Origin of the sequence: Bradyrhizobium sp. CCGUVB1N3, assembly GCF_024199925.1 — a bacterium.
Taxonomy (GTDB): Bacteria; Pseudomonadota; Alphaproteobacteria; order Rhizobiales; family Xanthobacteraceae; genus Bradyrhizobium.
This window is the reverse complement of the sequence record NZ_JANADR010000001.1, coordinates 6,340,364-6,366,629: the sequence shown is the minus strand read 5'-3', so window position 1 is coordinate 6,366,629 and position 26,266 is coordinate 6,340,364. Positions and strand designations below refer to the sequence as shown.

At 66.1% G+C, this 26,266-nt stretch carries 24 protein-coding genes, 1 tRNA gene and 1 riboswitch; of the genes, 14 read left to right on the top strand and 11 right to left on the bottom strand.

The annotated features are described in order from the left end of the window. The first annotated feature begins 32 nt into the window (after positions 1-32). Together NLM33_RS30350 and NLM33_RS30345 are read left to right on the top strand one after the other, a co-directional pair. Positions 33-236 carry a DUF2513 domain-containing protein gene (locus NLM33_RS30350; protein ID WP_254101663.1) on the top strand — a complete coding sequence of 68 codons (204 nt, stop codon included), beginning with the start codon at positions 33-35 and terminating at the stop codon, positions 234-236. Further along, positions 193-387 (top strand): DUF2513 domain-containing protein, encoded by a 195-nt coding sequence (locus tag NLM33_RS30345; protein ID WP_254101661.1) that lies wholly within the window; start codon positions 193-195, stop codon positions 385-387. The genes NLM33_RS30350 and NLM33_RS30345 overlap by 44 nt, the downstream gene beginning before the upstream one ends. Before the next feature lie 81 nt (positions 388-468). Here NLM33_RS30345 and NLM33_RS30340 read toward each other — a convergent pair whose 3' ends face one another. The 5 genes from NLM33_RS30340 to NLM33_RS30320 all read right to left on the bottom strand — a co-directional run bounded on the left by NLM33_RS30340 (position 469) and on the right by NLM33_RS30320 (position 5,049). Continuing rightward, entirely contained in the window at positions 469-819 is a 351-nt protein-coding gene (locus tag NLM33_RS30340) for a hypothetical protein (protein ID WP_254101659.1), read from the bottom strand. A gap of 106 nt (positions 820-925) precedes the next feature. Further along, a tRNA-Thr gene (locus NLM33_RS30335) sits at positions 926-1,001 on the bottom strand. A 98-nt stretch (positions 1,002-1,099) separates the two neighbouring features. Next, positions 1,100-2,938 carry a heme biosynthesis HemY N-terminal domain-containing protein gene (locus NLM33_RS30330; RefSeq protein ID WP_254101657.1) on the bottom strand — a complete coding sequence of 613 codons (1,839 nt, stop codon included), beginning with the start codon at positions 2,936-2,938 and terminating at the stop codon, positions 1,100-1,102. A gap of 37 nt (positions 2,939-2,975) precedes the next feature. Beyond that, complete coding sequence (locus NLM33_RS30325) at positions 2,976-4,229, bottom strand: COG4223 family protein (protein WP_254101655.1); 1,254 nt, start codon at positions 4,227-4,229, stop codon at positions 2,976-2,978. 73 nt (positions 4,230-4,302) lie between these two features. Further along, positions 4,303-5,049 (bottom strand): uroporphyrinogen-III synthase, encoded by a 747-nt coding sequence (locus NLM33_RS30320; RefSeq protein ID WP_254101653.1) that lies wholly within the window; start codon positions 5,047-5,049, stop codon positions 4,303-4,305. Between the two features lie 147 nt (positions 5,050-5,196). Between NLM33_RS30320 and tsaD the strand changes: the two genes are divergently transcribed. From tsaD to NLM33_RS30305, 3 genes are read left to right on the top strand one after another with little or no spacing between them, the layout of a single operon-like run. Continuing rightward, the gene (gene tsaD, locus NLM33_RS30315) at positions 5,197-6,270 is read left to right on the top strand and encodes a tRNA (adenosine(37)-N6)-threonylcarbamoyltransferase complex transferase subunit TsaD (protein ID WP_254101651.1); all 1,074 of its coding nucleotides are present in this window, start codon (positions 5,197-5,199) and stop codon (positions 6,268-6,270) included. A 2-nt stretch (positions 6,271-6,272) separates the two neighbouring features. After that, the gene (locus tag NLM33_RS30310; RefSeq protein ID WP_254101649.1) at positions 6,273-7,253 is read left to right on the top strand and encodes an NAD(P)H-dependent glycerol-3-phosphate dehydrogenase; all 981 of its coding nucleotides are present in this window, start codon (positions 6,273-6,275) and stop codon (positions 7,251-7,253) included. Positions 7,254-7,255: 2 nt separating this feature from the next. Further along, positions 7,256-7,669: an EVE domain-containing protein gene (locus NLM33_RS30305; RefSeq protein WP_254101647.1), complete on the top strand. Its 414-nt coding sequence runs from the start codon at positions 7,256-7,258 to the stop codon at positions 7,667-7,669. A gap of 126 nt (positions 7,670-7,795) precedes the next feature. Here the strand turns inward: NLM33_RS30305 and NLM33_RS30300 are convergent, their stop codons facing one another. Continuing rightward, entirely contained in the window at positions 7,796-8,878 is a 1,083-nt protein-coding gene (locus tag NLM33_RS30300; RefSeq protein WP_254101645.1) for an adenylate/guanylate cyclase domain-containing protein, read from the bottom strand. A gap of 114 nt (positions 8,879-8,992) precedes the next feature. On the opposite strand from NLM33_RS30300, the gene NLM33_RS30295 reads away from it, so the two are divergent. Further along, positions 8,993-9,451, top strand: a complete 459-nt coding sequence (locus tag NLM33_RS30295) for an SRPBCC domain-containing protein (RefSeq protein WP_254101643.1) — start codon at positions 8,993-8,995, stop codon at positions 9,449-9,451. Positions 9,452-9,457: 6 nt separating this feature from the next. Here the strand turns inward: NLM33_RS30295 and NLM33_RS30290 are convergent, their stop codons facing one another. Next, positions 9,458-10,627, bottom strand: a complete 1,170-nt coding sequence (locus tag NLM33_RS30290; protein WP_254101641.1) for a DNA topoisomerase IB — start codon at positions 10,625-10,627, stop codon at positions 9,458-9,460. A 391-nt stretch (positions 10,628-11,018) separates the two neighbouring features. Here NLM33_RS30290 and acs point away from each other — a divergent pair, with 391 nt between their 5' ends. The 3 genes from acs (at position 11,019) to NLM33_RS30275 (ending at position 15,021) form a co-directional block, all read left to right on the top strand. Beyond that, entirely contained in the window at positions 11,019-12,971 is a 1,953-nt protein-coding gene (gene acs, locus NLM33_RS30285) for an acetate--CoA ligase (protein ID WP_254101639.1), read from the top strand. 249 nt (positions 12,972-13,220) lie between these two features. After that, positions 13,221-14,162, top strand: a complete 942-nt coding sequence (locus NLM33_RS30280; RefSeq protein WP_254098909.1) for a transposase — start codon at positions 13,221-13,223, stop codon at positions 14,160-14,162. Between the two features lie 343 nt (positions 14,163-14,505). Then, positions 14,506-15,021, top strand: coding sequence for a L,D-transpeptidase (locus tag NLM33_RS30275; RefSeq protein WP_254101638.1), 516 nt, complete (start codon positions 14,506-14,508; stop codon positions 15,019-15,021). Positions 15,022-15,067: 46 nt separating this feature from the next. Here NLM33_RS30275 and NLM33_RS30270 read toward each other — a convergent pair whose 3' ends face one another. Both NLM33_RS30270 and NLM33_RS30265 read right to left on the bottom strand, forming a co-directional pair. Continuing rightward, positions 15,068-15,661, bottom strand: coding sequence for a thermonuclease family protein (locus tag NLM33_RS30270; RefSeq protein ID WP_254101637.1), 594 nt, complete (start codon positions 15,659-15,661; stop codon positions 15,068-15,070). Between the two features lie 50 nt (positions 15,662-15,711). Beyond that, a complete protein-coding gene (locus tag NLM33_RS30265; RefSeq protein WP_254101636.1) occupies positions 15,712-15,912 on the bottom strand; it encodes a DUF1674 domain-containing protein in 201 nt (66 codons plus the stop codon). A gap of 189 nt (positions 15,913-16,101) precedes the next feature. On the opposite strand from NLM33_RS30265, the gene NLM33_RS30260 reads away from it, so the two are divergent. The 3 genes from NLM33_RS30260 to purH all read left to right on the top strand — a co-directional run bounded on the left by NLM33_RS30260 (position 16,102) and on the right by purH (position 21,083). Next, positions 16,102-17,448 carry an RsmB/NOP family class I SAM-dependent RNA methyltransferase gene (locus NLM33_RS30260; RefSeq protein ID WP_254101635.1) on the top strand — a complete coding sequence of 449 codons (1,347 nt, stop codon included), beginning with the start codon at positions 16,102-16,104 and terminating at the stop codon, positions 17,446-17,448. Positions 17,449-17,605: 157 nt separating this feature from the next. Continuing rightward, positions 17,606-19,324 carry a heparinase II/III family protein gene (locus NLM33_RS30255; protein WP_254101634.1) on the top strand — a complete coding sequence of 573 codons (1,719 nt, stop codon included), beginning with the start codon at positions 17,606-17,608 and terminating at the stop codon, positions 19,322-19,324. Between the two features lie 60 nt (positions 19,325-19,384). Further along, positions 19,385-19,466: riboswitch (ZMP/ZTP riboswitch) on the top strand. Positions 19,467-19,490: 24 nt separating this feature from the next. Next, on the top strand, positions 19,491-21,083 hold the full coding sequence (purH, locus tag NLM33_RS30250; RefSeq protein WP_254101633.1) for a bifunctional phosphoribosylaminoimidazolecarboxamide formyltransferase/IMP cyclohydrolase: 1,593 nt from the start codon (positions 19,491-19,493) through the stop codon (positions 21,081-21,083). Positions 21,084-21,354: 271 nt separating this feature from the next. On the opposite strand, the gene NLM33_RS30245 is transcribed toward purH, so the two are convergent. Then, positions 21,355-22,740, bottom strand: a complete 1,386-nt coding sequence (locus tag NLM33_RS30245; protein WP_254101632.1) for an MFS transporter — start codon at positions 22,738-22,740, stop codon at positions 21,355-21,357. 115 nt (positions 22,741-22,855) lie between these two features. Here NLM33_RS30245 and ggt point away from each other — a divergent pair, with 115 nt between their 5' ends. Continuing rightward, positions 22,856-24,607: a gamma-glutamyltransferase gene (gene ggt, locus NLM33_RS30240; protein WP_371930000.1), complete on the top strand. Its 1,752-nt coding sequence runs from the start codon at positions 22,856-22,858 to the stop codon at positions 24,605-24,607. Positions 24,608-24,777: 170 nt separating this feature from the next. On the opposite strand, the gene NLM33_RS30235 is transcribed toward ggt, so the two are convergent. After that, positions 24,778-25,443 carry a glutathione S-transferase family protein gene (locus tag NLM33_RS30235; protein ID WP_254101630.1) on the bottom strand — a complete coding sequence of 222 codons (666 nt, stop codon included), beginning with the start codon at positions 25,441-25,443 and terminating at the stop codon, positions 24,778-24,780. 153 nt (positions 25,444-25,596) lie between these two features. Here NLM33_RS30235 and NLM33_RS30230 point away from each other — a divergent pair, with 153 nt between their 5' ends. Continuing rightward, positions 25,597-26,181 (top strand): DUF2239 family protein, encoded by a 585-nt coding sequence (locus NLM33_RS30230; protein WP_254105962.1) that lies wholly within the window; start codon positions 25,597-25,599, stop codon positions 26,179-26,181. The last annotated feature ends 85 nt before the right edge of the window (positions 26,182-26,266 follow it).

The window sequence follows — 26,266 nt, the reverse complement described above, 5'->3', positions numbered from 1 at the left end:
GAAGCGCGATCTTGGATTGGTGAGGGAGCTGCTTGCTGAAGCTCGAAGCCCTGCCGATGGAAATGTACGGCGCGGAAACAATCCAGCCGAACGATCCGCGTATTGCAGTCGAGGGCTATTCCGAAGAGGACATCGCCTATCATCTGCAGTTGTTGCAGGAGCGCGGTTTGGTCGAGGTGCCTGACTCGCACCATGATCGGTATTACGTTTACGCGGCGGTCGTGGCAGGGGCGTGACTGTCTCGATGCGGTTCGCGATCCCAAAATTTGGCACAAGACGAAAGAGGCCACCGATAAGGTCGGGAGCTGGACTTTCGAATTTGTGAAGGAAATCGCAAAGGGCTACATCAAGAGCGAGCTGCAAAAGCTCGGCATTCCGGGCAAGTAGTGTAAAAGGCTCCTGATTTGGCAGCCTTATGTTTTCAGCTTGGCCCTAGTCAGCGTAGGACGCGAGCAAAGTGTAACGCCCTTAGCCGAGGCTGCCGATGTCTAATGTGATCTCGCTGGCGCCCGGCTGCGCCGCGAGCCTTTCGTTAGCGCGCTGCTCGATAAGGGCGCGGTGCTTCACCAGCGAGGCCGTGATCTTCTCGCTGTTGATCACGAACGCCTCGCCCGAAATGCGCGCCAGCTCTTCGGTGCCGACCCTGACAGGTACGAAGCGGGTGCCCTCATGCGCGGGCCACGTGACAAAATAAGCGCTGCGCTCGCCCGGGCCCCGGTCGCTCCGGGTAGACCCATCAGCGGCATTGGGCGCCCCTCCGAGGTCATTGTCCTGATGTTTGGAGGGGACAGTGTTCGGCAGATTGTCGAGCGTAAGCACGTGGATCTCCTGATCTCCCTGGCGCTGGTCCCACCATATGGATCGACCCGTCGCGCCTTCAAGGCGCTGGCGCCAGGAAAAGCAGAGAACGACGCCATGAACAGGCTGGTGCCGCAAGAGGGACTCGAACCCCCGACCCCGTCATTACGAATGACGTGCTCTACCAACTGAGCTATTGCGGCGGACCAATGAGGGGCCGGCTGAGCGGCCCCAAATACGTGCGCCCCTGATATCGGGCATGGCCGGAATTGGCAAGGACAAGCCGGGCCGAACTTGGCGATCAGCGGCCCCAGCGGGACCAGAAACCGCGCCAGCCGCCGGCCTGGGCCTTGGGCGTGCCGATTTGTTCTGTAAATTCGTCGCTCGGCCCCTCGTCATCGATTCCGGGGTCATCTGGCGCGCGGATGATCGGAATCACGGCGGGAATCGGCGAAGACGCCGGCTTGCCGAGGTCAGCACGGGCGCGGAACACGGGCGTCGCGGCTATGGGGGCCGATTCGGCGGGCTCGGGGGCCGGTTTGGCCTCCGTTGCCACCGTAACCGGCTCGGGCGCTTCGGGTGCCTTCACGTCGAGTGTCTTCGCTTCGCTCTTGGCTTCCGGCGCCTTGACCTCCGAAGGCTTGACTTCCGAAGCCTTGGTCTCCGAAGCCTTGGTCTCGGCAGACTTGGCCTCCGAAGGTTTCGGCGCGGGCGGCAGATTGTCCTGCGCGGCTGGCACAGGCGCCGGCTGGACCGGTTCCAGCGCCTCGCTGCTCACGGTGATCCGCTTCGGCGGCGGGGCGGCCAGCATGGCCTCCTCGAACGGGGAGGCCTCGATCGTCGTGCCTCTGTCCGAGGGCAGGCTCGCCACCGGCGTCTGCCATTGGAACGCATCGAGCCGGCCAGTGACCGGCGAAACCGGGCGCCAGCGGTTGCTGACATAGCCGTCAGCCGTCCAGGCCGGGTCGTGACGGGCGCGCACCGCGCGCAGGGTCCAGGCCCGCGCCCGGCCGCTGTCGCCATGCTCGGCGCGCTCGATCTCCGCCATGAGGAGCGCAACCCGCTGGGTCGGATCATTGATCAGCGGCGCCAGCGCCTCGCGGGCGCGGGCGAATTCGGATGCGTCGATCGCGGCGCGCGCGAGCGCGAGCTGGCCCTCGACATGGCCCGGCGTCTTGGCCGCCAGCGTCTCGATGCGCTGCAGGCGCTGCCGCGCGGAATCCCCGAGCTTCACATGCGCATAGGCGTCCGCAAGATCGGGATGCGGATGCGAAAGCCAGGCGGCCTCCACGAGCTTCATGGCGCGCCGCACCTGATGCGCCTCGCTCTCGAATTTCGCGGCGAGGGCTGCAGCCGGCACCAGCGTCGGCGCAAGCTTCACCGCTTCCATCACGCTCTCGCGCGCGACATCGCGGTCCATGGTCTCGAGCTCGAGCGCGCGCGCGGTGAGCAGCACGCCGCGCTGCCGGCGCCAGGCCTTCTTGTCGATCAGGCCTGCCGAGAGATTCGAATCGAGGATCGCAAGCGCGCCGCTCCAGTCGCTGCGCGCGCAGCGGAAACCGAGCACCGCCTGCGAAGCCCAGGTCGAGGACGGCGCCAGCTTGATCGCCTCCTCCGCGATCATCACCGCGGCAACGGCGTCATCGGCGCGCTGCGCCTCGATGAAGAGACCGCGCAGGCCGAGGAGCCGGGTGTCGGGACGCTCAGCCATGGCGCGGAAGGCACGTTGCGCATCGTCGCGATTGCCGTCGAGCTGCGCCGACTGCGCATGCAGGAGCAGCGCCAGCGGATCGTCCGGCGCGTGCCGCCGCGCGGCATCCGCGTGGCGGCGGGCGAGCGCGGTGTCGCCATGGCCGATCGCGAGCAGGCCGTGGGTGATGGCATGGCGGCCGCGGGCGTGGCGCTTGTCGTGACGGCGGCGGCGCAGACGACCCGGCGTGCGCCAGATCATCGTCAGGATACTCCAGACGAGTACGGTCGCCGCGGCAAAGACGCCAAGCCCAAACACGAACCTGGGAAACGTCGTTGTGACGCGGAAAACGCCCCAGGTCAGGACGAGATCGCCGGGCTGGTCGGCAACCCAGGCCGCGCCGGCCGCCGCCAGCGCAATCAGAAAGAGGAAGAGGACGATGCGAAGCATGGCGATCCCTTATTACGCGCTAGTTGTTGCGCGAACCTTATTGAGCAGGCTTGGCGAGATCCGCCATGGCATCGTCGGCGAATTTGCGGGACGCGGCGAGCGCGGCGTCGCGCGCATCGGTCTTGTCGAGCCAGGCCTTTGCGGCTTCGCGATCGGCCTCCGGCAACGTCTTCAGCTCGCGCCGCGCCGTGTCGAAATCGTTGCGCAGCGCCGCCGCGGTCACCCGCGCGACGATCGCGCCGCGATCATTGCCGACACCGTCGGTGCGCTCGATGCGGACGAGCTTCGAAGCGCCCGCCTGAAGACGGTCGACAATGCCGCCGCCGCTGGTCTGCGCCTCCGCCGGCGGCGACAACTTTGGCACGATGTTGACGAGCTCGCGGCTCAGCGCGACCGGGCTCGGAACGCCTGCGGATGCGAACGTCTCGAGCGGCTTCAACGCCTGCGGGTCAGGCGCGAAGGATTTCGCTGTCGCAAGCTGCGCTGCATAGCCATCGCCGTGACGGACGGCGACGTCGAGCAGCGCCGCCGCAACGACGCGACGCAGCGCCTTGTCGTCGGTGGACTTCGCATCGGCGATCTTCTCGCCCTGCTGCGCGAGCTCGGCACGCTCGGCCTTGATGGTGCGCTCAAGCTGCGCGATGCGATCGTTGATATCTGACAGATCCGGCGTGGCAGCCGCGTCGCGCGGCGCCGACTTCACGTCGTTCAGCGCACTGCCGAGCTTGTCCGATTGCGTGCGCAGGCTCGCGATGTCGCTGCGCAAGGCGGTGACGGATTTGTCCAGCGCGTCAAGCCTCGCCGCTGCGGCCGGATCTGCGGCAGGTGTCGCCGGCTTGTTGACCTTGGTCTCGACAGTGGCGAGGCGCCCGCTCAATGCATCGACCGTCGCAGTCGTGACCTGCGGCGCCGCTGATGGCGCCTGCACACGTTCTTGGCCGACTTGGGGCCAGCCCAGCATCCAGCCGACCGCGATCACGAGCGCGGCTGCGACGGCGCCCGACAGCGGCGCGATGACCCAGGGGGACACTGGCGTAGGCGTCGGAGGCACCGCGGCCTTGGCCTCGGCGCGTTCAGGCTCGTCTTCTGGCTTGGCTGCTTCGGGCTTGGCTGCCTCGGCCGCGACCGGTTCGGCTTTGGCCGCATCGGGCTCAGCCGGCTCCGGCTCGTCGGCCGCCTGCTGCGGCTGGGTGGACACCTCGGTCGCCTCGAGATCGATGGTGGGCGGAGTGCGCTTGGCACGACCGGACTCGGGGGCCAATCCTGCGTCTTCAGGCTTGTCTTCGGCCATCGTGACGTTTCCTCACACTTGCAAGCGACGTACTCGGACCGGACCCCAAAGTTGAAGGATTCGGCCCGTTCTCTTACGCCAAACGGGTGCGCAAAGCACGCGCCAAGGTCTCGAACAAGGCATTTTGGTCCGGCGTGGCCGCGACCGCAACCTGCGTCGCGCCGGCCTCGCGGAGCACGCCGGCGATGCTCTCGGACAGGCAGCATTGCGGAATCGACAGCGCGGAGATCTCGACGCCCTCGTCACGCGCCGCATCCAGGAAGGCACGCGCGCTGCGCCGCGAATAATGCAACACCGCCCGGATGCCAAGCGCGGCAAAGCCTTCGCAGACCTCGCGGGGCAAATGCTTGACCGGCACCATGCGATAGACGGTTTGCGTGACCACGTCGAACCCGTGGGCGCCGAGTTCGCCCGACAGATCGCGCGACAGATCCGCGCCCGCGAGATAAAGCAGCGTGCTCTTTTTCTTCACGACCTTGTCGCGCGCGCTTTGCAGCACCTTGTCCCTTAACGCGGCCGCGTCGCCGCCGGCGACGATGATCTCGGTGAAGCCGGCCTCGCGCGCGGCGCTCGCGGTGTGCTCGCCGACCGCGAACAGCGGCAGCTTCGACAGACGAAGCTCCCGCAATTGCGGCGCGATGGCGCGGATGGCGTTCGCCGACGTAACGATGATGCCGCTGTAGCTTGCCTCGCTTTCGTCGCGAAACGCCACCGGCTCGAACTTGAGGGCCGGCGCCAGCAGCACCACATAGCCCAGGGCACGCAAGTCTGCCGCGGTGGCCTCATTGTCGGGATGCGGCCGTGTGACAAGAATGGCCATGATCTCTATTCTCCGGCGCACCGCGACCATGCTTTCGGGAACGTTGCAAGGCGCGATTGCCTTCGGCGACCCCGGAATGCTACCGGACGTACCAGAACTCTGCTTTGCGGAAGAGCGCAAGGGCGCAAATTGGATAACAATTCGCCAATGCTGGTATTGGGCATCGAAACCACCTGCGACGAAACCGCCGCGGCCGTGATCGCGCGCGCGGACGACGGCGACGGCAGGATTCTCTCCAACATCGTGCGCTCGCAGATCGAGGAACACGCCCGCTTCGGCGGCGTGGTGCCGGAGATCGCTGCGCGCGCCCATGTCGACCTGCTCGACGGTATTATTGACCGCGCGATGAAGGAGGCCGGCGTCGGCTTCGCCGAATTGTCGGGTGTCGCCGCGGCCGCCGGACCGGGACTGATCGGCGGCGTGATCGTCGGGCTCACCACGGCAAAGGCGATTGCAATGGTGCACGACACGCCACTCGTCGCGGTGAACCATCTCGAGGCGCATGCGCTGACGCCGCGGCTGACCGATCACCTCGAATTCCCCTATTGCCTGTTTCTGGCTTCGGGCGGCCACACCCAGATCGTCGCGGTGGTCGGCGTCGGACAATATATTCGGCTCGGCACCACCGTCGACGATGCGATCGGCGAAGCCTTCGACAAGGTCGCGAAGATGCTCGGGCTGCCTTATCCCGGCGGACCGCAGGTCGAGCGTGCCGCCGCGAATGGCGATGCGACCCGATTCGCGTTTCCGCGACCGATGCAGGGGCGGCCGAACGCCAATTTCTCACTGTCGGGATTGAAGACGGCGGTGCGCAACGAAGCGAGCCGGATCGTTCCTCTCGAACAACAGGACATCAGCGATCTCTGTGCGAGCTTTCAGGCCGCCGTGCTGGACTCGACCGCAGACCGCCTGAGCATGGGCCTGAGGCTGTTCCGCGAACAGTTCGGCGCGCCGCAGGCGCTCGTCGCCGCCGGCGGCGTTGCCGCCAATCAGGCGATCCGCGGCGCTTTGCAGGACGTCGCCAACGCAGCCGGGACGCGACTGATCATGCCGCCGCCTGCACTCTGCACCGACAATGGCGCGATGATCGCCTGGGCCGGCGCCGAGCGTCTCGCGCTCGGCCTGACCGACACGATGGACGCCCAGCCCCGCGCCCGCTGGCTGCTCGATGCATCCGCGACGGCGCCCAAAGGCTACGCCAACACGCGCGCGGGATTCTAGCGATGACAAACTTCCAGTCCGTCGCAGTGATCGGCGCGGGCGCCTGGGGCACGGCGTTGGCAATGGTCGCTGCACGGGCGGGAAGAACGGTGACACTGTGCGCACGCAATGCCGAGCACGCAGGCCGGATTGCCTCGTCGCGCGAAAATCCGCGGCTTCCTGGTGTAAAATTGTCTCCCGACATCGTGGTGACGAGCGAGCTGGCGCTCGCGGCGCGCGCAGAGATCCTGTTGATCGTGACGCCCGCGCAGCACCTGCGCGGCGCGGCCAACACGCTGGCGCCGCATTTGACCAAGCCAACTCCGGTCGTCGCCTGCGCCAAGGGAATCGAGCACGGCACGCACAAATTCATGACCGACGTGATCGCGGAAGCCGCGCCCCTCGCGCAGCCTGCGATCCTGTCGGGACCGAGCTTTGCCGACGACGTCGCGCGCGGATTGCCGACGGCCGTGACGCTGGCTGCGAAAGACGAGCAGCTCGCCAGCTCCCTGGTGCAGGCGCTGGGCTCGCCGACCTTCCGCCCCTATCACTCCACTGACGTGCGCGGCGTCGAGATCGGCGGCGCGGCCAAGAACGTGCTGGCGATCGCGGTCGGCATCGCGGTCGGACGCAAGCTCGGCGCCTCCGCACAGGCCGCTTTGACCACGCGCGGCTTTGCCGAGCTTGCCCGCTTCGGCCGCGCACTCGGCGCGCGCCGCGAGACGCTTGCAGGCCTGTCCGGCCTCGGCGACCTGATCCTGACCTGTTCGAGCCCGCAATCGCGCAACTTCGCGCTCGGGCTCGCACTCGGGCGCGGCGAGACGCCGCCGGCCGGCAAGCTCGCCGAAGGCGAATTCACCGCGCCCGTGCTGATCGAGCTCGCATCTTCGCAAAGCATCGAGATGCCGGTATCAGAAGCGGTGGTGGCGATCCTGAGCGGCAAGAGCACGATCGATGCCGCAATATCCGGACTTTTGACGCGCCCCTTCAAGGCAGAGGAATGAACATGGCGTACTGGCTGGTGAAATCCGAACCGTCCGTCTGGTCGTGGGACCAGCAGGTCGCCAAGGGTGCCAAGGGCGAGGCGTGGACCGGCGTGCGCAACTTCACCGCGCGGCAGAATCTCGTGAACATGAAGAAGGGCGACAAGGCGTTCTTCTATCATTCCAACGAGGGCAAGGAGATCGTCGGCATCGCGGAGATCATCAAGGAGGCCTATCCCGATCCGACCGACAAGACCGGCAAGTTCGTCTGCGTCGACATCAAGGCCGACAAGCCCTTGAAGACGCCGGTGACGATGGCCGCGGTCAAGGCCGACAAGAGCTTGGCCTCCATGGCGCTGGTGAAATATTCGCGCCTCTCCGTGCAGCCGGTGACGGCGGACGAATGGAAGCTCGTCTGCAAGATGGGTGGGGTGTAGCCGGCCAGAATTGTAGGGTGGGCAAAGCGCAGCGTGCCCACCTCTGCTTTTGCATTCATTGAGAGATGGTGGGCACGGCGCGCGAAGAGCGCGCCTTTGCCCACCCTACGGCAGCCGACTACTCCATCAACTTTCCGGTAGTGCGAACACTTCGCATGGCGCGGCGATGCCGCGCAGCGGATGCATCCCGAGCGGCAGCAATCGCGTGTCGGTCTCCGCGGCGAGCGCACCCGACACCAGAACCGACTTGCCGAGCGGCTTGCACAATCCCTCGAGCCGGCTCACCAGGTTGACGGCCGAACCGATCGCGGTGAAATCCAGCCGATTGGCGGCGCCGATATTGCCCCACAGCATCTCTCCGAGATGAAGCGCGGCGCCGAACGACAGCGACGGCAATCCCTGGCGGCGCCGTTCGTCATCCAGATGCATCATGCCGGCGCGCGCCGCGGTCGCCGCGCGCAACGCGGCGTCGCAGGCCCGACGCGGCGAATCATCAACCACGGGAAAGATCGCCAGCACGCCGTCGCCGATGAATTTGAGCACCTCGCCGCCAAAGGCGTGCACCGCGCCCGCGATGCGATCGAACCAGGCATCGAGCGCCGAGATGACCGCGGCCGGCGGGTTGGCTTCGGACAGCGCCGTGAAGTCGCGCAGATCGGCATAGAGCAGTGCCGCCTGGATGGTTTCGCCGAGGTCGCGGCGCAGCGGCGCCGCCAGCACGCGCTCTGCGCTGCGCCGGCCGAGATAGGCTTCGAGCGCGGCCGCCAGCGTGGCCCGCGCGGCGAGCACGGCGAGCGGCGCGGCGGCGAAGCGCGCGGCTTGCTGGAGATCGTCGATCTCGCGCGGCGTGAACGGGCGCGGCCCGATCCAGCCGAGCAACGGCCCGTCCTGCCGCCGCCCGATCACGTCTTCGTGGACGGCGCCGGTCGCGGTTGCACTCAGCCAGCGCCGGCCGGCATCGTTGCGTGGCGCGAGCGCGGCTGCCCCCGGCGCAAAACCGAGTGCTTCGACGACCTCGCCGCTCTCGGCGCGCCACAGCCAGGTTCGCTGTGCGATCAAGGGATGCGGGACGTCCAGCGTGAGGCTGCCCGCGACGAGCGGCAATCCATCCGTAACGAGATGCTTGCCGAGATCCGCGAGCAGCCGGTCGGCGCCCTTGGTCTCGGCGGCGGCATCGACGAGCCAGGCGAGCGTCGAGGACAACTGCATGACGCGATCATGCGGTCTGCGCGCCATTTTTGTCACGGCCTATCGTCGATGGCGGGCCTTGAACAGCCGCTTGGGCGGCGCCATCTCCGTAGTTCAGCCTGGGAACCGACGCCGATGACTGATCCATTCATAGTCCGCCGCGAGACCCATATTCCGGCCCCGCGTGCCACTGTCTTCGCTTACCTCGCCGACCCCGACAAGATCGTGAACTGGATGGGCTCGGAGGCGACATTCGAGACGCAGCCGGGCGGGCTTTACCTGCTCAAGGGTATTGGCCAGCGCGGCGGCGTCGCCCGCGGCGCGTTTCGCGAGGTCGTGCCGGTGCATCGGCTCGCCTACACATTCGGTTGGGAGGGCGGTCAGGAAGTGCCGCCCGGCTCGAGCCTGATCGAGATTGACCTGATCGAACGCGATGGCGGCACGCTGTTGCGCATGACGCACAGCGGCCTGCCGACCGCAGAACAATGCGAAGCCCATAGCAAGGGCTGGGCTCATTATCTGGGCCGGTTGAGCCTCGTGGCCGGGGGCCGAGATCCCGGACCCGATGTGATGAAGCCTCAGGGCAAGATGTAGCGGGCGTTACACCGCAGCCGTCGCCACCACCTGCGCCAGAAGCTGCTCGCGCCTGGCCTGCGAGCGCTGCCCCTTCATCGTCGCGGCAAAACGCTCGAGGATACCGTCTTCGAACGCGGTGACGATGGTGTCGTGGACATAGCTCCTGCGGCAGATCGCCGGCGTGTTGGAAAGCTGGTCGGCAGCGGCACGGATCGCGTCCAGCACCTGACGCTTGCGGCCGCGCTGGCTGGTCGCCGGCGTGATCCGCGACAGCGATTCCACGACGACGGCCGAGGCCATCAGGGTGCGAAAATCCTTCAGCGAAATCTTGATGCCGGCGATCTCGCGCAGGAACGCGTTGACCTGCGTCGTATTCACCGAGCGCACCGTGCCGGAGGCATCGCGATACTGGAACATGCGCTTGCCCGGCACGCCGCGCAGGATGCCGATGGCGCGCACGAGCTTGGCTGCGTCGCACTCCTTCCGCACTGCCTTGCCGCCCTTGGCCTTGAAGGTCAGCACGAAGCAGTCGTCTTCCAGCGTGACGTTGGACTTCAGCAGCGTGGTGGCGCCGCGGGTGCCGTTGAGGCGGGCGTAGGATTCATTGCCGGGACGGATCGCGGTGCGGGCGATCAGCTCGATCACCGCCGAGAGCGCGAACTCGCGCGTCGGCTCCTCGCCGGAGAGGAACATCGAGACCTTGCGCCGGATCTTCGGCAGGGCGCCGACGAGCTTTTCCAGGCGATGCGCCTTGCGCTGCTCGCGGACCTTTTCCCAATCGGCGTGATAGCGATATTGCAGCCGACCTGCGGCATCGCGCCCCACCGCCTGGAGATGCGAGCTCGGGTCGGCCGAGTAGCGCACCTCGCGATAGGCCGGCGGCACCGCCATGGCATGCAGGCGGCGGATGGTGCGGGCGTCGCGGATATGGGCACCGTTGGGGCGGACGAAGGAATAGCCCTTGCCGCGCTTGATGCGCCGGATGGTCAGCTCGTTCTGGTCGCCAAGCCGCAAACCAAGCTCCCGAGCCAGCGCCTCGACCGAGGTCGCGGGGGCCGTATCAAAGGTCTTTTTGGGGCTAGGACGCCTGAAACCGGTCGGTTTCGGCCATTGTCCGAGCGCTTTGGCCAGCGCAATAGCGGCGGGATCGGCTGAAGCGGGCCGCATCGTCCCGAGATTCTGCTGATCCATCATAGTGTTACGCCTTAGCTCCGCCTGTTATCGGACAATGCTGTTGTTTTGTTTTTTGTTCCGTTGGACCTCAACGGACCCCGGTCAGGCCATTTAGGAGGTTCCGAACGGCATTGCGAGTCCCGAATCAGTGACGAACGGTTCCTGAATACCTCTCCTCGGCGCATGGAGGGTCTGCGTCGCAGCTTCCGCAATGTTCGGTAAAGGGCGCGAGGGCCTTTGCGCCGGTTGTTTCAGATTTGCGACAGGCCCCCTCACCGACCTTGATCCCCCGCATGGTCGGATGCCCGCCGAAGGTCCAGCTTGTCCTCCTTGTCGGGCGCGGTTAGCCCGACGCATAATCATTCAAATGATGTCGGCGTGGCGTTGAGCTTGCCGCTTGGTGGAGGAAAACATGTCCGAGAAGATCTACGATGTGCCGGCAGAGTGGGCGAAGCGCGCCTGGGTCGACCAGGCCAAGTACAAGGACATGTACGGCCGCTCGATCTCGGACCCGCACGGCTTCTGGGCCGAGCAGGCCAAGCGCGTCGACTGGATGAAGGCGCCGACCAAGATCGACAACGTCTCCTTCGCGCCCGGCAACATCTCCATCAAATGGTTCGAGGACGGCGTCCTCAACGTCGCCTGGAACTGCATCGACCGGCACCTTGCCAAGCGCGCCAACCAGACCGCGATCATCTGGGAGGGTGACGATCCCTCGCAGTCCCGGCACATCACCTACAAGGAGCTGCACGACGAGGTCTGCCGGATGGCCAACATCCTGCGCACCCGCAACGTCAAGAAAGGCGATCGCGTCACCATCTACCTGCCGATGATCCCCGAGGCTGCCTACGCGATGCTGGCCTGCGCGCGGATCGGCGCGATCCACTCGGTGGTGTTCGCCGGCTTCTCGCCCGACAGCCTCGCCCAGCGCATCAGCGACTGCAAATCCAAGGTGATCATCACCGCCGATGAAGGCCTGCGCGGCGGCAGGAAGGTGCCGCTGAAAGCCAATGTCGATGCCGCTCTCGCCAAGACCGAAGGCGTCGACTGGGTCGTCGTCGTCAAGCGCACCGGCGGCAAGGTCGACATGAATCCCTCGCGTGACCTCTGGTACCACGACGCGGCCAAGATGGTGACGACGGACTGCCCGGCCGAACACATGCATGCCGAGGATCCGCTGTTCATCCTCTACACCTCGGGCTCGACCGGAACGCCGAAGGGCGTGCTGCACACCTCGGGCGGCTATCTCGTCTACGCCGCGATGACGCATCAATACGTGTTCGACTATCACGACGGCGACATCTACTGGTGCACCGCCGACGTCGGTTGGGTCACCGGCCACAGCTACATTCTCTATGGACCGCTGGCCAACGGCGCGACCACGCTGATGTTCGAAGGCGTGCCGAACTACCCGGATAATTCCAGGTTCTGGAACGTCATCGACAAGCACAAGGTCAACATCTTCTATACCGCGCCGACCGCGATCCGCGCGCTGATGCAGGGCGGCGACGAGCCGGTGAAGAAGACCTCGCGCGCCTCGCTGCGCCTGCTCGGCTCGGTCGGCGAGCCCATCAATCCGGAAGCATGGGAGTGGTACCATCGCGTCGTCGGCGACGACCGCTGCCCGATCGTCGACACCTGGTGGCAGACCGAGACCGGCGGCATCTTGATCACGCCGCTGCCGGGCGCAACCAGGCTGAAGCCTGGCTCGGCGACGCTGCCGTTCTTCGGCGTGGTGCCGGAGATCGTCGATGCCGACGGCAAGGTGCTGGACGGCGAGACATCGGGCAATCTCTGCCTCACCCGTTCCTGGCCGGGCATGATGCGCACGGTCTATGGCGATCACGCCCGCTTCGAGCAGACCTACTTCTCGACCTACAAGGGCAAGTACTTCACCGGCGACGGCTGCCGGCGCGACGCCGACGGATACTACTGGATCACCGGCCGCGTCGACGACGTCATCAATGTCTCCGGCCACCGCATGGGCACGGCCGAGGTCGAGAGTGCGCTGGTCGCGCATGAGAAGGTCTCGGAGGCCGCCGTGGTCGGCTTCCCGCACGACATCAAGGGCCAGGGCATCTACGCCTATGTCACCCTGATGGCCGGCGTCGAGCCGAGCGAGGATCTGCGGAAAGAGCTCGTGACCTGGGTGCGCAAGGAGATCGGCCCGATCGCCTCGCCCGACCAGATCCAGTTCGCGCCCGGCCTGCCCAAGACGCGTTCCGGCAAGATCATGCGCCGCATCCTGCGCAAGATCGCCGAGGACGAGCCGGGCAGCCTGGGCGACACCTCGACGCTGGCGGATCCCGCCGTGGTCGACGACCTCGTCAAGAACCGCCAGAACAAGAAGCAGACTTCGGCGTAAGAAACAGCCTCGTGCCCCGGACGCAGCGCAGCGCTTCTTCAGCGGTGCGCTGCAGAGCCGGGGCCCATGCCCCAGACAGTTTCTGGGTCCCTGTGTCTTTGAAGTCTGTCAGGATGGGTTGGGCGGGAAGCCGTTGGGTCCTTGGCGCTTGACGCCGTGAGCCGGCTCGGCCTCCCGCCCGTTCCATTACCAACCTGAACAGTTGCACGAGGCTGCGGCAACAGACCTCGCATCACAGGGACAGGCACCGTGATCATACCCCTTCGTTACGTCGGAATCGACGTCTCCAAAAAACATCTCGATATCTTTGATGAAGCTGACGGTGTGCCCAGGCGCATCGCCAACGCGGCACAGGCCATCACACAGCAGGTGACGCGTTGGCGATGCGATGCGCTGATCGTCTTCGAGGCCACGGGTACCTATGACCTCGCGCTTCGCGAGGCCCTGGATCAGGCCGGTGTCCGCTTCGCCCGGATCAATCCGGCTCGAGCTCGCGATTTTGCGCGGGCCAGCGGCCAACTTGCCAAAACCGACCCGATCGATGCACGGATGCTGGCGGCCTTTGGCCGGGTCATGCAGCCGGCAACTGAGCAGGCCGCCAATCCCGCCCGCAACGCCTTGTCGAGGCTTGCAAAACGGCGGGATCAGCTGGTTCTCATGCGCGCACAGGAGAAGAACCGGCGCAGCGAGGCTGACGACCGCGCCATGGCCGAACGGATCAGCCGCCTTATCGAGGTTCTCGACGACGAGGTTGCCGAGATCGAAGCCGACATCAAGGCGCTGACCAAGGCCGAGCCGGAGATCGCGGACGATGCAAAGTTGATGCGCTCGCTGCCGGGTGTGGGTCCCGTGGCTTGCATGCAGCTCATCGCGAAGATGCCGGAACTCGGACGTGTTGGTGCAAAACAGATCGCGGCACTCGCGGGCCTTGCCCCCTTCAACGTCGACAGCGGCGCCTTCCGTGGCAAACGCAAGATCGCCGGCGGTCGAAAGCGCGTTCGTGACGCCCTCTACATGGCTGCCCTCAACGCGGTTCGCCGGGCCGATCCGTTCAAGGCCTTCTACGCACGACTGCGACAGGCCGGCAAACCAGCCAAGCTCGCTCTCATTGCCGTCGCCAGGAAGCTCCTAACCGTCCTCAACGCCATGATGCGCGACAGGAAGCCCTACCTGCAGACCGCGCCGACATAACAGTTGCCGGCTCTGCGTCGCGTCACTTCGTGCCGCGCCGCGTCCGGGACACGAGAACGTCCCGCTTCAACAGCATTTCCTGTCGGCAAAGCCCGTGTGCTCACGCACTTGTCAGGGCGTGGGCCGGCACGCCCGTATCTTTCCCGGCGAGTGTTGTTTTCCGGTCATTTACTTTAATTGGAACTTTTCCTTTGTTCCCCCTGCTGGCTGGGCCCAAGGCGCGGCGCGTGGAAACCATCCGGTTAATGCGCGCGGTTAAGAATGCGTGGGCGAGCGGGCGATTTCCGGGTTTTGCGTACATTTTCGGACAACCCGTTCGGGGCAACGGATAAGGAAGCAAGTGATGTCGATGAGGATTGCGGTGGCATTGGCCGCCACCATCGGGGCAGGGGTCTTGATGTCGACGGCGGCCGAGGCGCGGCCGGAAATGGTGGGGCTGCACGGAGCCGATTATTCGCCGGGCACCATCGTGGTCAGAACCAATGAACGCCGGCTCTATCTCATCCTCGATGACGGCCACGCGATGCGCTACCCCGTGGGCGTCGGCAAGTCCGGCAAGCAGTGGGCCGGCACCACCCGTATCGACGGCAAGTATCGCAACCCGGCCTGGTCGCCTCCGGCCGAAGTGAAGCGCGACAAGCCGCAGCTTCCCGACGTGATCCCGGGCGGCTCGCCGCGCAATCCGATGGGCGTCGCGGCGATGACGCTGGCCGGCGGCGAATACGCCATTCACGGCACCAACGTGCCGGGCTCGGTCGGCGGCTTCGTCTCCTACGGCTGCATCCGCATGCTCAACGACGACATCAGCGACCTCTACAGCCGCGTGTCGGTCGGCACGACGGTCGTCGTCACGCGCTGAGAACGAACTGCTTCAAGACGAAAAGCCGCGTTTTGACGCGGCTTTTTTATTGCCAGAAGCGCCAGCCGCGCGCGCACCAGCCCTCGCGATGGCCGCCATTGTAGCTGCGCGCATAACCGCCCGCGAGCAGCGCTGCCGACACGTTGGGCGTGCGCTTGGTGGCAACATCGGCGAGAATGCGCCCGTATTTCTCTGAGCCAAGATTGTAGATCACGACGCCGCCCTGGCCGAGCAGATTGCGCAGCACATCGGTGGCAGCTTCGGCCTTGTCCAACTCGTCCCGACATGACGCTTTCATTTCGGGCGCATCGATGCCGCGCAGGCGAACCCGCGCGACGAGATCGCGCCCGTTGTGTTGATGCACGCGCGCGAGAAACGTGTCGCCGTCGATGGTGCGGATGACGTCAACCGACTGGCGAATGTCGGGATTGCCGGCCTGCTGCAGGATGATCTCGGCGTCCTGCGCCCGGTCATCTCTGGCATGCGGAACGGGCCAGTTGGTGCCATGCCGGTAGGTGAGCACGATCGCCGTCACGACGACGACCACGAACATCCATGGCAGCAGGCCCGCGAAGCGGCGGCCGAACGGCGCGCCGCTGAACGAAGGCCGATAGGAATTGATTCGGTCGCGAGGAAGCATCGGCCGACGCTAGGCCTGAGTCGGCTGAACCAACAAGTGACGCCCCCGTGTCAAAAATCCGAGGCGATGCCCTTCCGCTCCCAATCGCCATAGCGCGTCGGCTCGGGCCCCTTCGGCCCCTGCAACTCTTTTGGTGCGGCTTCGGCCTTGGCCGCAGCCACTTGCCGACGTGCCTCGGCTTCCGCCAGCGCGCGCTGGGCGGCCGGCGTCAGCGGTTTGCGCCGGGGAGGGTTGGACGGAGTATCGTTCATCTCAGGCTTCCTAGCCCAGCTGCGTGCCGCGCGCGATCGGAAAAAACGCCGCGCCCATGGCAGAGATCGTCAGGCGGGGCTGAAAAAACCAGAGGCGATTCTTACATTTGGCATATTCGCATGCCACAGATGCGCTTCTTAAGGCATGCGCCCTCACGGCGGAACTGCCGCTCGCTCAGAACCTTACGCATGCCGTCTCAACGTTTTGCTCCACCCACCGAAGTGCCCGGCCTCGCGGCACGGCGGATCGCCGCTGACATCGTCGATGGTGTCCTGCACAAGCACCGCACGCTGGACGACCAGCTCGACGGTGGCGGCGCGCATCCCGGACTGAAGACGCTCGCCGATCGCGATCGCGCGCTGATGCGGCGCATGGTGGCAACCGTCCTGCGCCGGCTCGGCACGCTCGGCCACGTGCTGTCGCGCCTGCTCGACAAGGGCATCCCCGGCGAGGCGCCGCGCGCGCAAAGCGCGCTCCTGATCGGCGCTGCGCAAATTCTCTGGATGGATGTTCCCGATCACGCGGCGGTCGATCTCTCGGTCCGCCTGGTGCAATCCGACCGCCGCGCGGCGCGCTATGCCGGCCTCGTCAACGCCGTGCTGCGCCGCTGCGCGCGTGAGGGCAAGGCGCTGCTGGAGGAAGTCGCGACGCAATCGCTCGACCTGCCGCCCTGGCTGCTCGCGCGCTGGAGCGCGCATTATGGCGAGACCACCGCGCGCGAGATGGCGCTCGCGCTCGGCCACGAGCCCTCGCTCGATCTGACCGTGAAGTCGGATGCCGCGCAATGGGCGAGTCGCCTGCACGGCGAGGTGCTGCCGACCGCAACCGTGCGCACGCTGCTGCACGGCGCGGTGACCATGCTGCCCGGCTTCAGCGAAGGCCAATGGTGGGTCCAGGACGCCGCAGCCGCATTGCCGGCCCGGCTGTTCGGCGATATCGCGGGAAAATCCATCGCCGATCTCTGCGCCGCTCCCGGCGGCAAGACGGCCCAGCTGGTGCACGCCGGCGCGAATGTTGTCGCGGTAGACCGTTCGCCGGCGCGCGTGGCACGGCTGCGCGAGAACCTGGCGCGGCTGTCGTTGCAGGCCGAAACCGTCGTCGCCGACGCCGTGGAATGGGCGGGTCCACAGCACGGCTTTGACGGTATCCTGATCGATGCGCCCTGTACCTCGACCGGCACGATCCGCCGCCATCCCGATGTGGCCTGGCTGCGCCAGGAGTCCGACATCGCGGCGCTCACGTCGCTTCAGCAGCGCCTGCTGCGCAAGTCCGTCTCATTGCTCAAGCCGGGCGGAACGCTGGTCTATTGCACCTGCTCGCTGGAGCCAGAGGAAGGCGAGCAGGCGATCGCCACGCTGCTGGCAGAAGAGCCGGCGCTGCGCCGCGTGCCCATCCAGCCGTCCGAGGTCTCGGACCTGGCCGAGATCATTACCACTGAGGGCGACCTGCGCACCCTGCCGAGCCATTTGCCAAACGCCGACCCACGGCTCGGCGGGCTCGACGGATTCTTCGCCGCCCGGCTGGTTAAATCCTGATTTTGCACCGGATTTTGCGTCGCTGATGCTGATTCGCCGCCTTTCAAGGTGGTGTCAGCCGGCCGATTTTGGGATTAAAAGGATTCGTCAGGAATCCTCTCCCCCTTCAAGGCAAGGCGTGTCGGTCGCTCAACGCAGACGCATCTCGACGTTGGTCATGAACCGCTTCGCGCGGAACATGCTGGCGCGCGCGAGCGGCGGGTCGGTGGCGGTGTCGCGGCTCTGGCCAGGCCGCACCGACCGGCTGATCATCGCGCCGCACGACCTACGCACCGCTGACGCCACGCGCGCAGCCGAGATCTATGCCGGGCGCTTCGTGTTCGCCGGCAAGATCGTCAATTGCCACGGCCGCTCGATCTTCGATCTCGAGCCGCCGTCGGAGGACTGGGAGGTCGCCCTGCTCGGCTTCGGCTGGCTGCGTCACTTGCGCGCCGCCGACACGGCGCTGACGCGGGCCAACGCCCGCTCGCTGGTCGAGGACTGGATCTCCAATCCCGCCAACAAGCGCCGCGCCGTGGCCCGCCGCGCCGACGTGCTGGCGCGTCGCGTGATCTCGCTGTTGTCGCAGGCCCCATTGGTGCTTGGCGACACCGACAACAAATTCTATCGCCGTTACCTGCGGGCGCTGGCCCGCGAAATTCGTTTTCTGCGCTTCACGATGGTCGACATCCCCGACGGGGTGCCGCGGCTGCAAGTGTTGATCGCGCTCTGCTACGCCTCGCTGTGCCTTGCCAACCAGGCGCGCCACATCCGCAGCGCCTCGCGCAAACTATCCGACGAATTGCAGCGTCAGATCCTCCCCGACGGCGGACACATCTCCCGCAATCCGGGCGCGTTGATCGAGCTCCTGATCGACCTGTTGCCGCTGCGCCAGACCTTTGCGGCGCGCAACATCGCGCCGCCGCCGGCGCTGCTCAACGCGATCGACCGGATGATGCCGATGCTGCGCTTCTTCCGGCACGGCGACGGCAACTTTGCGCTGTTCAACGGCATGAGCGCGACGTCGTCGGATTTGCTCGCCACGCTGCTGGCCTATGACGATACCCACGGCGCGCCGATGGCGACGATGCCGCATACCGGCTTCCAGCGCCTCGACGCCGGAGCGTTGACGCTGATCATGGACACCGGCGCGCCGCCGCCGGCCAATGTCAGCCACGACGCCCATGCCGGCTGCCTGTCATTCGAATTGTCCTCAGGCACGAGCCGCATCGTGACCAATTGCGGCATGCCGACGACGGGGCGCGACAATTGGCGGCCGTTCGCGCGCGGCACCGCGGCGCATTCGACGCTGACCTATCGCGAAACGTCGTCTTGTCAGTTCGTCGAATTGTCGGCGATGAAGAAGCTGCTGCACGGCGCGCTCGTGATCAGCGGGCCGGCCGTCGTCGAGAATTTTCGCGAGGTCGTTGCGAACGGCACGTTGTTGACGACGTCGCATGACGGCTATCTCGCCAAGTTCGGCGTGATCCACCGGCGTGTGGTGATGGTCGGCAATGATGGCACGCGGCTCGACGGCGAGGATACGCTGTCGCCGCCGCAGAGCGGACGGCTGAAGGGCGCGAATTCCGATTTCGCGCTGCGCTTCCACCTGCATCCGGCGGTGAAGGCGAGCCGGCTGTCGGACGCCCGCGGCGTGATGCTGGTGCTGCCGAACCGCGACGTCTGGACCTTCGAGGCGCTCGACGACAAGGTCGATCTCGAGGACAGCGTGTTCCTGGCCGGCAATGACGGGCCGCGCCGCACCGCGCAGATCGTGATCCGGCAGGATGCGCGTCAGGCCCCCTCGATCCGCTGGAGCTTTGTCCGCTCCACTGCTTCGCCCCAAGTCACCAATGCCCGCCGCAACGCCCGGCGGGAGCCGGAACTTCCGCTGTAAAGGCAGCGCGATTCCGTCCTATCTAGCCGTTGTGAACAGCACCGAAAGCTGGTAACGAGCCTCCGCTCGCGCGACTGGCGACCTTGGATGGAGCACCATCGGGAAGCGCGGGACATAGCTGCCGCGCGCCTGGGCATAGGGACTCCCTGAACAGAGGATCTTGCTCATGACTGACCACCCCCGCCGCGTCACCCGCGCCCTGCTCTCCGTTTCCGACAAGACCGGCCTGATCGAATTCGCCAAGGCGCTTGCCGCCCACGGCGTTGAGCTGGTGTCGACCGGCGGCACTGCCAAGGCGATCGCGAGCGCCGGCCTCAAGGTGAAGGACGTCTCCGACCTCACCGGTTTCCCCGAGATGATGGACGGCCGCGTCAAGACGCTGCATCCGAAGGTGCATGGCGGCCTGCTTGCGATCCGCGACAACAAGGAACATGCGGAAGCGATGAAGGCGCACGGCATCGCGCCGATCGATCTCCTTGTCGTCAATCTCTATCCGTTCGAGGCGACCGTCGACAAAGGCGCGGGCTTCGAGGAGTGCATCGAGAACATCGACATCGGCGGTCCCGCGATGATCCGCGCCGCCGCCAAGAACCATGACGATGTCGCCGTCGTCGTCGAGGCGCAGGATTACCAGGCCGTGCTCGACGAGCTCGCCGCCAACAACGGCGCGACCACGTTGAAGCTGCGCCGGCGCCTCGCCGCCAAGGCCTATGCGCGCACCGGCGCCTATGATGCCGCGATCTCCAACTGGTTCAACCGGCAGCTCGAGATCGACGCGCCCGACTACCGCGCCTTCGGCGGCAAGTTGATCCAGGCGCTGCGCTACGGCGAGAACCCGCACCAGACCGCCGCCTTCTATGCGACGCCCGACAAGCGGCCGGGCGTCTCGACCGCGCGGCAATTGCAGGGCAAGGAGCTCTCCTACAACAACATCAACGACACCGATGCGGCCTATGAGTGCATCGGCGAGTTCGACGCCAAGCGCACCGCGGCCTGCGTCATCGTCAAGCATGCCAACCCCTGCGGCGTCGCGGAAGGTCCCGATCTCGCCACCGCCTATCGCAGGGCTCTGGCCTGCGACTCGACCTCCGCCTTTGGCGGCATCATCGCGATGAACCGCGCGCTCGATGCCGACACCGCGCGCGAGATCACGAAGATCTTCACCGAGGTGATCATCGCGCCGGACGCGAGCGAGGAGGCAATCGCCATCATCGGCGCGCGCAAGAACCTTCGCCTGCTGCTCGCCGGCGGCCTGCCCGACCCGCGTTCGGCCGGTCTCACCGCCAAGACCGTTGCCGGCGGCTTGCTCGTGCAGAGCCCCGACAACGCCGTGGTCGACGACATGACCTTCAAGGTGGTGACCAAGCGTGCGCCGACCGACGCCGAGATGCGCGACCTCAAGTTCGCGTTCCGTGTCGCAAAGCACGTCAAATCCAACACCATCATCTATGCCAAGGATCTGGCCACCGTCGGCATCGGCGCAGGCCAGATGAGCCGGGTGGATTCGGCGCGGATCGCGGCACGCAAGGCGCAGGATGCGGCGAACGAGCTGAAGCTCGCCGAGCCCCTCACCAAGGGCTCGGTCGTCGCGTCAGATGCGTTCTTCCCGTTTGCCGACGGCATGCTCGCCTGCATCGAGGCTGGCGCCACTGCCGTGGTTCAGCCCGGCGGCTCGATGCGCGACGACGAGGTGATCAAGGCCGCCGACGAGCACGGCATCGCCATGGTGTTCACGGGCACCAGGCACTTCCGGCACTAGCTGATCCAGCGTAGCCGGATTGCGCTTCAGCGAAATCCGGGTCGCGGTGGGCACGCACCCTCCACGCGTCGTCCCGGCGAAGGCCGGGACCCATACCGCGTGATCTATCGGTAGCGCGTAGTCTTAGTACCGTGGAATGACTGCTTAACTGCCAGTCTTCGCCAAACTGCTCCCTGGGGTAATGGGTCCCGGCCTTCGCCGGGACGACCTTGAAATGCCTGGCGATAGTGCCCTGGATTGCGCTGCGCTCCATCCGGGCTACGAGCCGCAGCTACTCCCGCACCCGCATCAACAACGCCAGCCCCGCGGCGAAGAACACCACCAGCACGCCCATGCCGGCCTTTTGACTCGCAGTCCCGGCCGTGATTGCGCCGATCAGCAGCGGACCGATGAAAGACGTCACTTTTCCCGTCAGCGCGAACAGGCCGAAATACTGCGCGATGCGGTCCTTCGGTGCGAGACGGATGAGGAGCGTGCGCGAGGCGGCCTGGAGTGGGCCGCCGGCGGCGCCGATCAGACATCCCAGTACGAGATAGGCGCGCTCGGCTGCGCCCGCGAACATGGGTCCGCCCGGCTCGGGCGGCGCCACGCTGATGAACAGAATCGAATCCTTGTCGACCAGCAGGATCGCGGCGAGCGACAGCAGCAGGATCATCATGCTGATGGCAATCACGCGCTTCGGTCCCAGGAGATCGTCGAGCTTGCCGCCGAGCCACGCGCCGAACGTGCCGGCGATCGCCAAGATGATCCCGAAAGTGCCGATCTGGATCGTGTGCCAGCCGAACGTGCCGGCGGCATAGATGCCGCCGAAGGCGAACAGCGACACCAGGCCGTCGGTGTAGATCATGTTGGCGAGCAGGAACGTCGCGAGCGATTTCTGCCGCGGCAGTTCGCCGAGCGATTGCTTCAGCTGCGTGAGTCCTGCGCGCAACGCCGCGCGCACCGGCCGCTTGGCGGGATAGTCCGGCGTGAACAGGAACATCGGCGTCACGAACACGATGAACCAGAGTCCCGTCAGCGGTCCCGTGATGCGATCGCCCTCATGCATGGCCGGATCGAGCCCGAACAATGGCTTGAAACCAAGCAACGTACGCCCGGTCTCCGGGTTTGCGGCGAGGAAGCCGAGCACGATGATCAGGCTGATGATGCCGCCGACATAGCCGGTGGCCCAGCCATTGCCGGAGAGCCGGCCGATTCGCTCTGGCGGCACAAGTGTCGGCATCATCGCATTGTTGAAGACTGTCGCGAACTCCGCGCCGACGCTCGCGAGTGCCACGGCCGCCAGGAGCGGCGGGATGATGGCGGGATCGCCAGGCTTGCCGATCCATAGCGCCGAGGAGCCCAGCACCAGGATGGCGCCGAAAGCAGCAATCCAGGGCTTGCGACGGCCCGCGGCGTCGGCAACGGCCCCTAACACCGGCGACAGCAGGGCGATGACCAGGCCGGCCGCCGCCATCGCAAATCCCCACAACGACTGTCCGGTCGCGGCGTCTGGCGCGACGCTGGTGGCGAAATAGGGCGCGAAGACGAACGTCGTGATCAGGGTGAAATAGGGCTGCGCGGCCCAGTCAAAGAAGATCCAACTGACGACGGCGGTGCGCGGCGGATAGGTCCGCTCCGCATCGGCGATATCGGTATCAGAGGCGATCGTCGTCATCAGCATTCCTTAGCACGAACAGTTTTGCCTCCCTTAGCGCAAACGGTATAGCATTGCCGTGACGGCTGTGCAGTGGCGGCAAGACACGGCAGAAACAAGACACGGCGGAATTTTGATGATGTCGTTTGTCCTGACACGACGAAAAGTCGTAGCTGCCCTCACGATTCTAGGTATCAGCCTGTTGCCGGCGCGCGCTCAGGATGCGCGCCGCATCTACGAGCCGCCCGCGCTCGACACCGTTCACGCCATCGCCGCCGAGCACGGCATGGTGGTGGCGCAGGAAAGGATCTCCGCGCAGATCGGCGCAGACATCTTGCGCAGCGGCGGCAACGCGGTGGACGCCGCGGTCGCGACGGGTTTCGCCATGGCCGTGACCTATCCGCGCGCGGGCAATATCGGCGGCGGCGGCTTCATGGTGATCCATTCCGCCGACCGCAAGGAAGACGTCGCTATCGACTATCGCGAGACCGCACCGGCTGCGACCACATCAGATATCTTCCTCGGCGCCGACGGCAAGCCCGATATCGCGAAGTCGCGCGATTCCGCGCTCGGCATCGGTGTGCCCGGCACGGTCGCGGGACTTGCGCTGGCGCTGGAGAAATACGGCTCCGGACAGTTCACCCTGGCGCAATTGCTGGAGCCCGCGATCGCGCTCGCCCGCGACGGTTTCGTCATCAGCGACGACACCGCCGACACCTTGCCGGGCGCGCACAAGCGATTCGCGCGCTGGCCGGCGTCGGCGAAAATCTTCTCACGACCGGACGGTACGCCGCTGCAAGAGAATGACCGGCTGGTGCAAGGCGATCTGGCCCAGACCCTGGCGACCATCGCCGCCCAAGGCTCGCGCGGATTTTATGAGGGACCGGTCGCCGAGAAGCTCGCCAAGGCCGTCACCGATGCCGGCGGCATCATGACTCCGGAGGACCTGCGGTCATACAGGCCCGTGATCCGCCAGCCGGTGCGCGGCAGCTACCGCGGCTTCGACATCGTCTCGATGCCGCAGCCGTCGTCGGGCGGCGTGGTGCTGGTGGAGACGCTGAACATCCTGGAAGGCTTTCAGCTCTCCGAGCTGAAGCAGGGCTCGCCGGCCTCGCTGCATCTGCTGATCGAATCGATGAAGCGCGCCTATGCGGATCGCGCGCGCTACCTCGGTGATCCCGCTTTCGTCAAGGCGCCGATCGAGACCCTGATCGCCAAGGGCTATGCGGCTAAACTGCGCGCCGGCATCAACGCCGATAGTGCCACGCCGGCGAGCGAGATCGTGGCGAGTGCGACGCCGCCGCGCGAAGGCAGCAACACCACGCATTTTTCAGTCGTCGACAGTCGCGGCAATGCGGTGAGCAACACCTATACGCTCAACTTCAGCTATGGTGTCGGCCTCGTCGCCGACGGCACCGGTGTGCTGCTCAACAACGAGCTCGACGATTTCACCGCAGCGGTTGGCGCCTCCAATGCCTATGGCCTCGTCGGCTACGAGGCCAATCTGCCCGGCCCCGGCAAGCGGCCGCTGTCCTCGATGTCGCCGACGATCGTGCTCAAGGACGGCAAGCCGGTGCTGGTCACGGGCTCGCCCGGCGGCAGCCGCATCATCTCCACCGTGCTCCAGGTGATCGTCAACGTGCTCGACTACAGGATGGATGTCGCGGCTGCCGTCGCGGCACCGCGGCTGCATCACCAATGGCTGCCGGATGAGGTGCGCGTCGAGCGTGGCTTTTCCGACGACGTCCTCTTCGAGCTGAAGGCGATGGGTCACCTCGTCGTCGAACCGATGGGCCAGACATCGGCCAACTCGATCGCGGTGACGCCGAACGGGCCGTTCGGCGCGCCCGACCCACGCACACGGGGCGCTGCGGCAGTAGGGCAATAGCCCTCTCTACCCGGTAGCCGCAGATGCGCCCCATGAGAGTCGTCGTGCGGGCATTCCGTTGATCGCAGCCGTAAACTAGAAGCCGTCATTCCGGGGCGGCTCGAAGAGCCGAACCCGGAATCTCGAGAGTCCGGGCTCGCCCTTCGGGCGCCCCGGAATGACAGCGAAAATTACCGCCCGATCTGGTACGGCCCGCCCTTCTCCAGCGCGCGTTGATAGGCCGGGCGCGCGTGGATGCGCTCGAGGAACGCCATCGCCTTGGGATGGCCCTGCTCCAGCCCGCCGCGGGCTTGCGCCGCTTCCAGCGGAAAACTCATCTGGATATCGGCCGCGGTGAATTCGGGCCCAGTGAACCACTCGGTTTTACCGAGCTCGCCTTCCCAATAATCCATGTGCTGCTTGATCTGCGGATTGACCAGCGCCGTCAGCGCCTGGTTCGAGACCTTGCGCACCAGGGGACGCAGCAGCGCCGGCGCGCGCTTCGGCATCAGCGTGAACAGCAGCTTGAGCAGCAGCGGCTGCATCGCTGAGCCTTCGGCATAGTGCAGCCAATAGGTGTAGCGCAGCCGCTCCGGCGTGTCCGGCGGCGGGATCAGGCGGCCGTTTCCATAGGTGCCGACGAGGTATTCGACGATCGCGCCTGACTCGGCGATGGTGTTGCCGTTGTCGGTGATCACGGGCGACTTGCCGAGCGGGTGGATCGCTCGCAGCTCCTTCGGCGCGCGCATGTCCGGCTGACGCTGATAGCGCACGATCTCGTAGGGTACGCCCAACTCCTCGAGCAGCCACAGCACGCGCTGCGAGCGTGAATTGTTGAGGTGATGAACGGTCAGCATTTTTGAGGTCCCCAGCTGGTCTCGGGCGTGTTGGTGCCAGCCCGGCGGGCGAATGTCGAGCCGGACGGTCGCCATTTTTACCCGGGCATATTGACGCTTCTATTTCACCCGGATATTAATCCCACCACCGTGTCAGATTACACAGCGATTTCAATGCAGGATACCTTTACAGCCTTTGTCGGCCAACGGCGCCTGGCCTCGGGGCCGATCGCGGATGTGGCCTTGGCGGTCAAGCGCGCGGATGCGTGGGCGGGCTCGCCGATCGTGATCTTCAACGACTTGACCGGGCGGGCGGTCGATTTCGATCTGCGCGGCGACGACCAGGAGGTGCTGGCCCGGCTGGCGGCGATCGCGCCGGCGCAATCCGATGGGGGCATTGAGCTGCCGAGTGCGCCGCGCGGCCGTGGCCGGCCGAAGCTCGGCGTGGTGGCGCGCGAGGTGACGCTGCTGCCGCGGCACTGGGAATGGCTCAACGCGCAGCCGGGCGGCGCCTCGGTCGCGCTGCGCAAGCTCGTCGACGAGGCGCGCCGTGCCAGCGGCGATCGCGACCGCGAGCGGCAGGCGCGCGATGCCGCCTACCACTTCATGTCGGCGATGGCGGGGAATCTTGCGCATTTCGAAGAGGCCTCGCGCGCGCTGTTCGCAGGTGACCGCCGCCGTTTTGCGACCGAGATCGCCGACTGGCCCGCCGACATCCGCGACCACGTCCTGAAACTCGCAAGCAGCGACCGCGCGTAGGCGGAACACGCCCTGCAAGGTATTATGACCATCATCAAATAGGTGGACCTGCCGCGCCTGCTGCGCCAAAATATACGCAAAGCGA

Coding starts and splice junctions, on each gene's coding strand:
- NLM33_RS30345 (WP_254101661.1), top strand. CDS start 193: ATGATCGGTATTACGTTTACGCGGCGGTCGTGGCAGGGGCGTGACTGT.
- NLM33_RS30330 (WP_254101657.1), bottom strand. CDS start 2,938: ATGCTTCGCATCGTCCTCTTCCTCTTTCTGATTGCGCTGGCGGCGGCC.
- NLM33_RS30325 (WP_254101655.1), bottom strand. CDS start 4,229: ATGGCCGAAGACAAGCCTGAAGACGCAGGATTGGCCCCCGAGTCCGGT.
- NLM33_RS30320 (WP_254101653.1), bottom strand. CDS start 5,049: ATGGCCATTCTTGTCACACGGCCGCATCCCGACAATGAGGCCACCGCG.
- tsaD (WP_254101651.1), top strand. CDS start 5,197: ATGCTGGTATTGGGCATCGAAACCACCTGCGACGAAACCGCCGCGGCC.
- NLM33_RS30310 (WP_254101649.1), top strand. CDS start 6,273: ATGACAAACTTCCAGTCCGTCGCAGTGATCGGCGCGGGCGCCTGGGGC.
- NLM33_RS30305 (WP_254101647.1), top strand. CDS start 7,256: ATGGCGTACTGGCTGGTGAAATCCGAACCGTCCGTCTGGTCGTGGGAC.
- NLM33_RS30300 (WP_254101645.1), bottom strand. CDS start 8,878: ATGCAGTTGTCCTCGACGCTCGCCTGGCTCGTCGATGCCGCCGCCGAG.
- NLM33_RS30295 (WP_254101643.1), top strand. CDS start 8,993: ATGACTGATCCATTCATAGTCCGCCGCGAGACCCATATTCCGGCCCCG.
- NLM33_RS30290 (WP_254101641.1), bottom strand. CDS start 10,627: ATGATGGATCAGCAGAATCTCGGGACGATGCGGCCCGCTTCAGCCGAT.
- acs (WP_254101639.1), top strand. CDS start 11,019: ATGTCCGAGAAGATCTACGATGTGCCGGCAGAGTGGGCGAAGCGCGCC.
- NLM33_RS30275 (WP_254101638.1), top strand. CDS start 14,506: ATGTCGATGAGGATTGCGGTGGCATTGGCCGCCACCATCGGGGCAGGG.
- NLM33_RS30270 (WP_254101637.1), bottom strand. CDS start 15,661: ATGCTTCCTCGCGACCGAATCAATTCCTATCGGCCTTCGTTCAGCGGC.
- NLM33_RS30265 (WP_254101636.1), bottom strand. CDS start 15,912: ATGAACGATACTCCGTCCAACCCTCCCCGGCGCAAACCGCTGACGCCG.
- NLM33_RS30260 (WP_254101635.1), top strand. CDS start 16,102: ATGCCGTCTCAACGTTTTGCTCCACCCACCGAAGTGCCCGGCCTCGCG.
- NLM33_RS30255 (WP_254101634.1), top strand. CDS start 17,606: ATGAACCGCTTCGCGCGGAACATGCTGGCGCGCGCGAGCGGCGGGTCG.
- purH (WP_254101633.1), top strand. CDS start 19,491: ATGACTGACCACCCCCGCCGCGTCACCCGCGCCCTGCTCTCCGTTTCC.
- NLM33_RS30245 (WP_254101632.1), bottom strand. CDS start 22,740: ATGACGACGATCGCCTCTGATACCGATATCGCCGATGCGGAGCGGACC.
- ggt (WP_371930000.1), top strand. CDS start 22,856: ATGATGTCGTTTGTCCTGACACGACGAAAAGTCGTAGCTGCCCTCACG.
- NLM33_RS30235 (WP_254101630.1), bottom strand. CDS start 25,443: ATGCTGACCGTTCATCACCTCAACAATTCACGCTCGCAGCGCGTGCTG.
- NLM33_RS30230 (WP_254105962.1), top strand. CDS start 25,597: ATGCAGGATACCTTTACAGCCTTTGTCGGCCAACGGCGCCTGGCCTCG.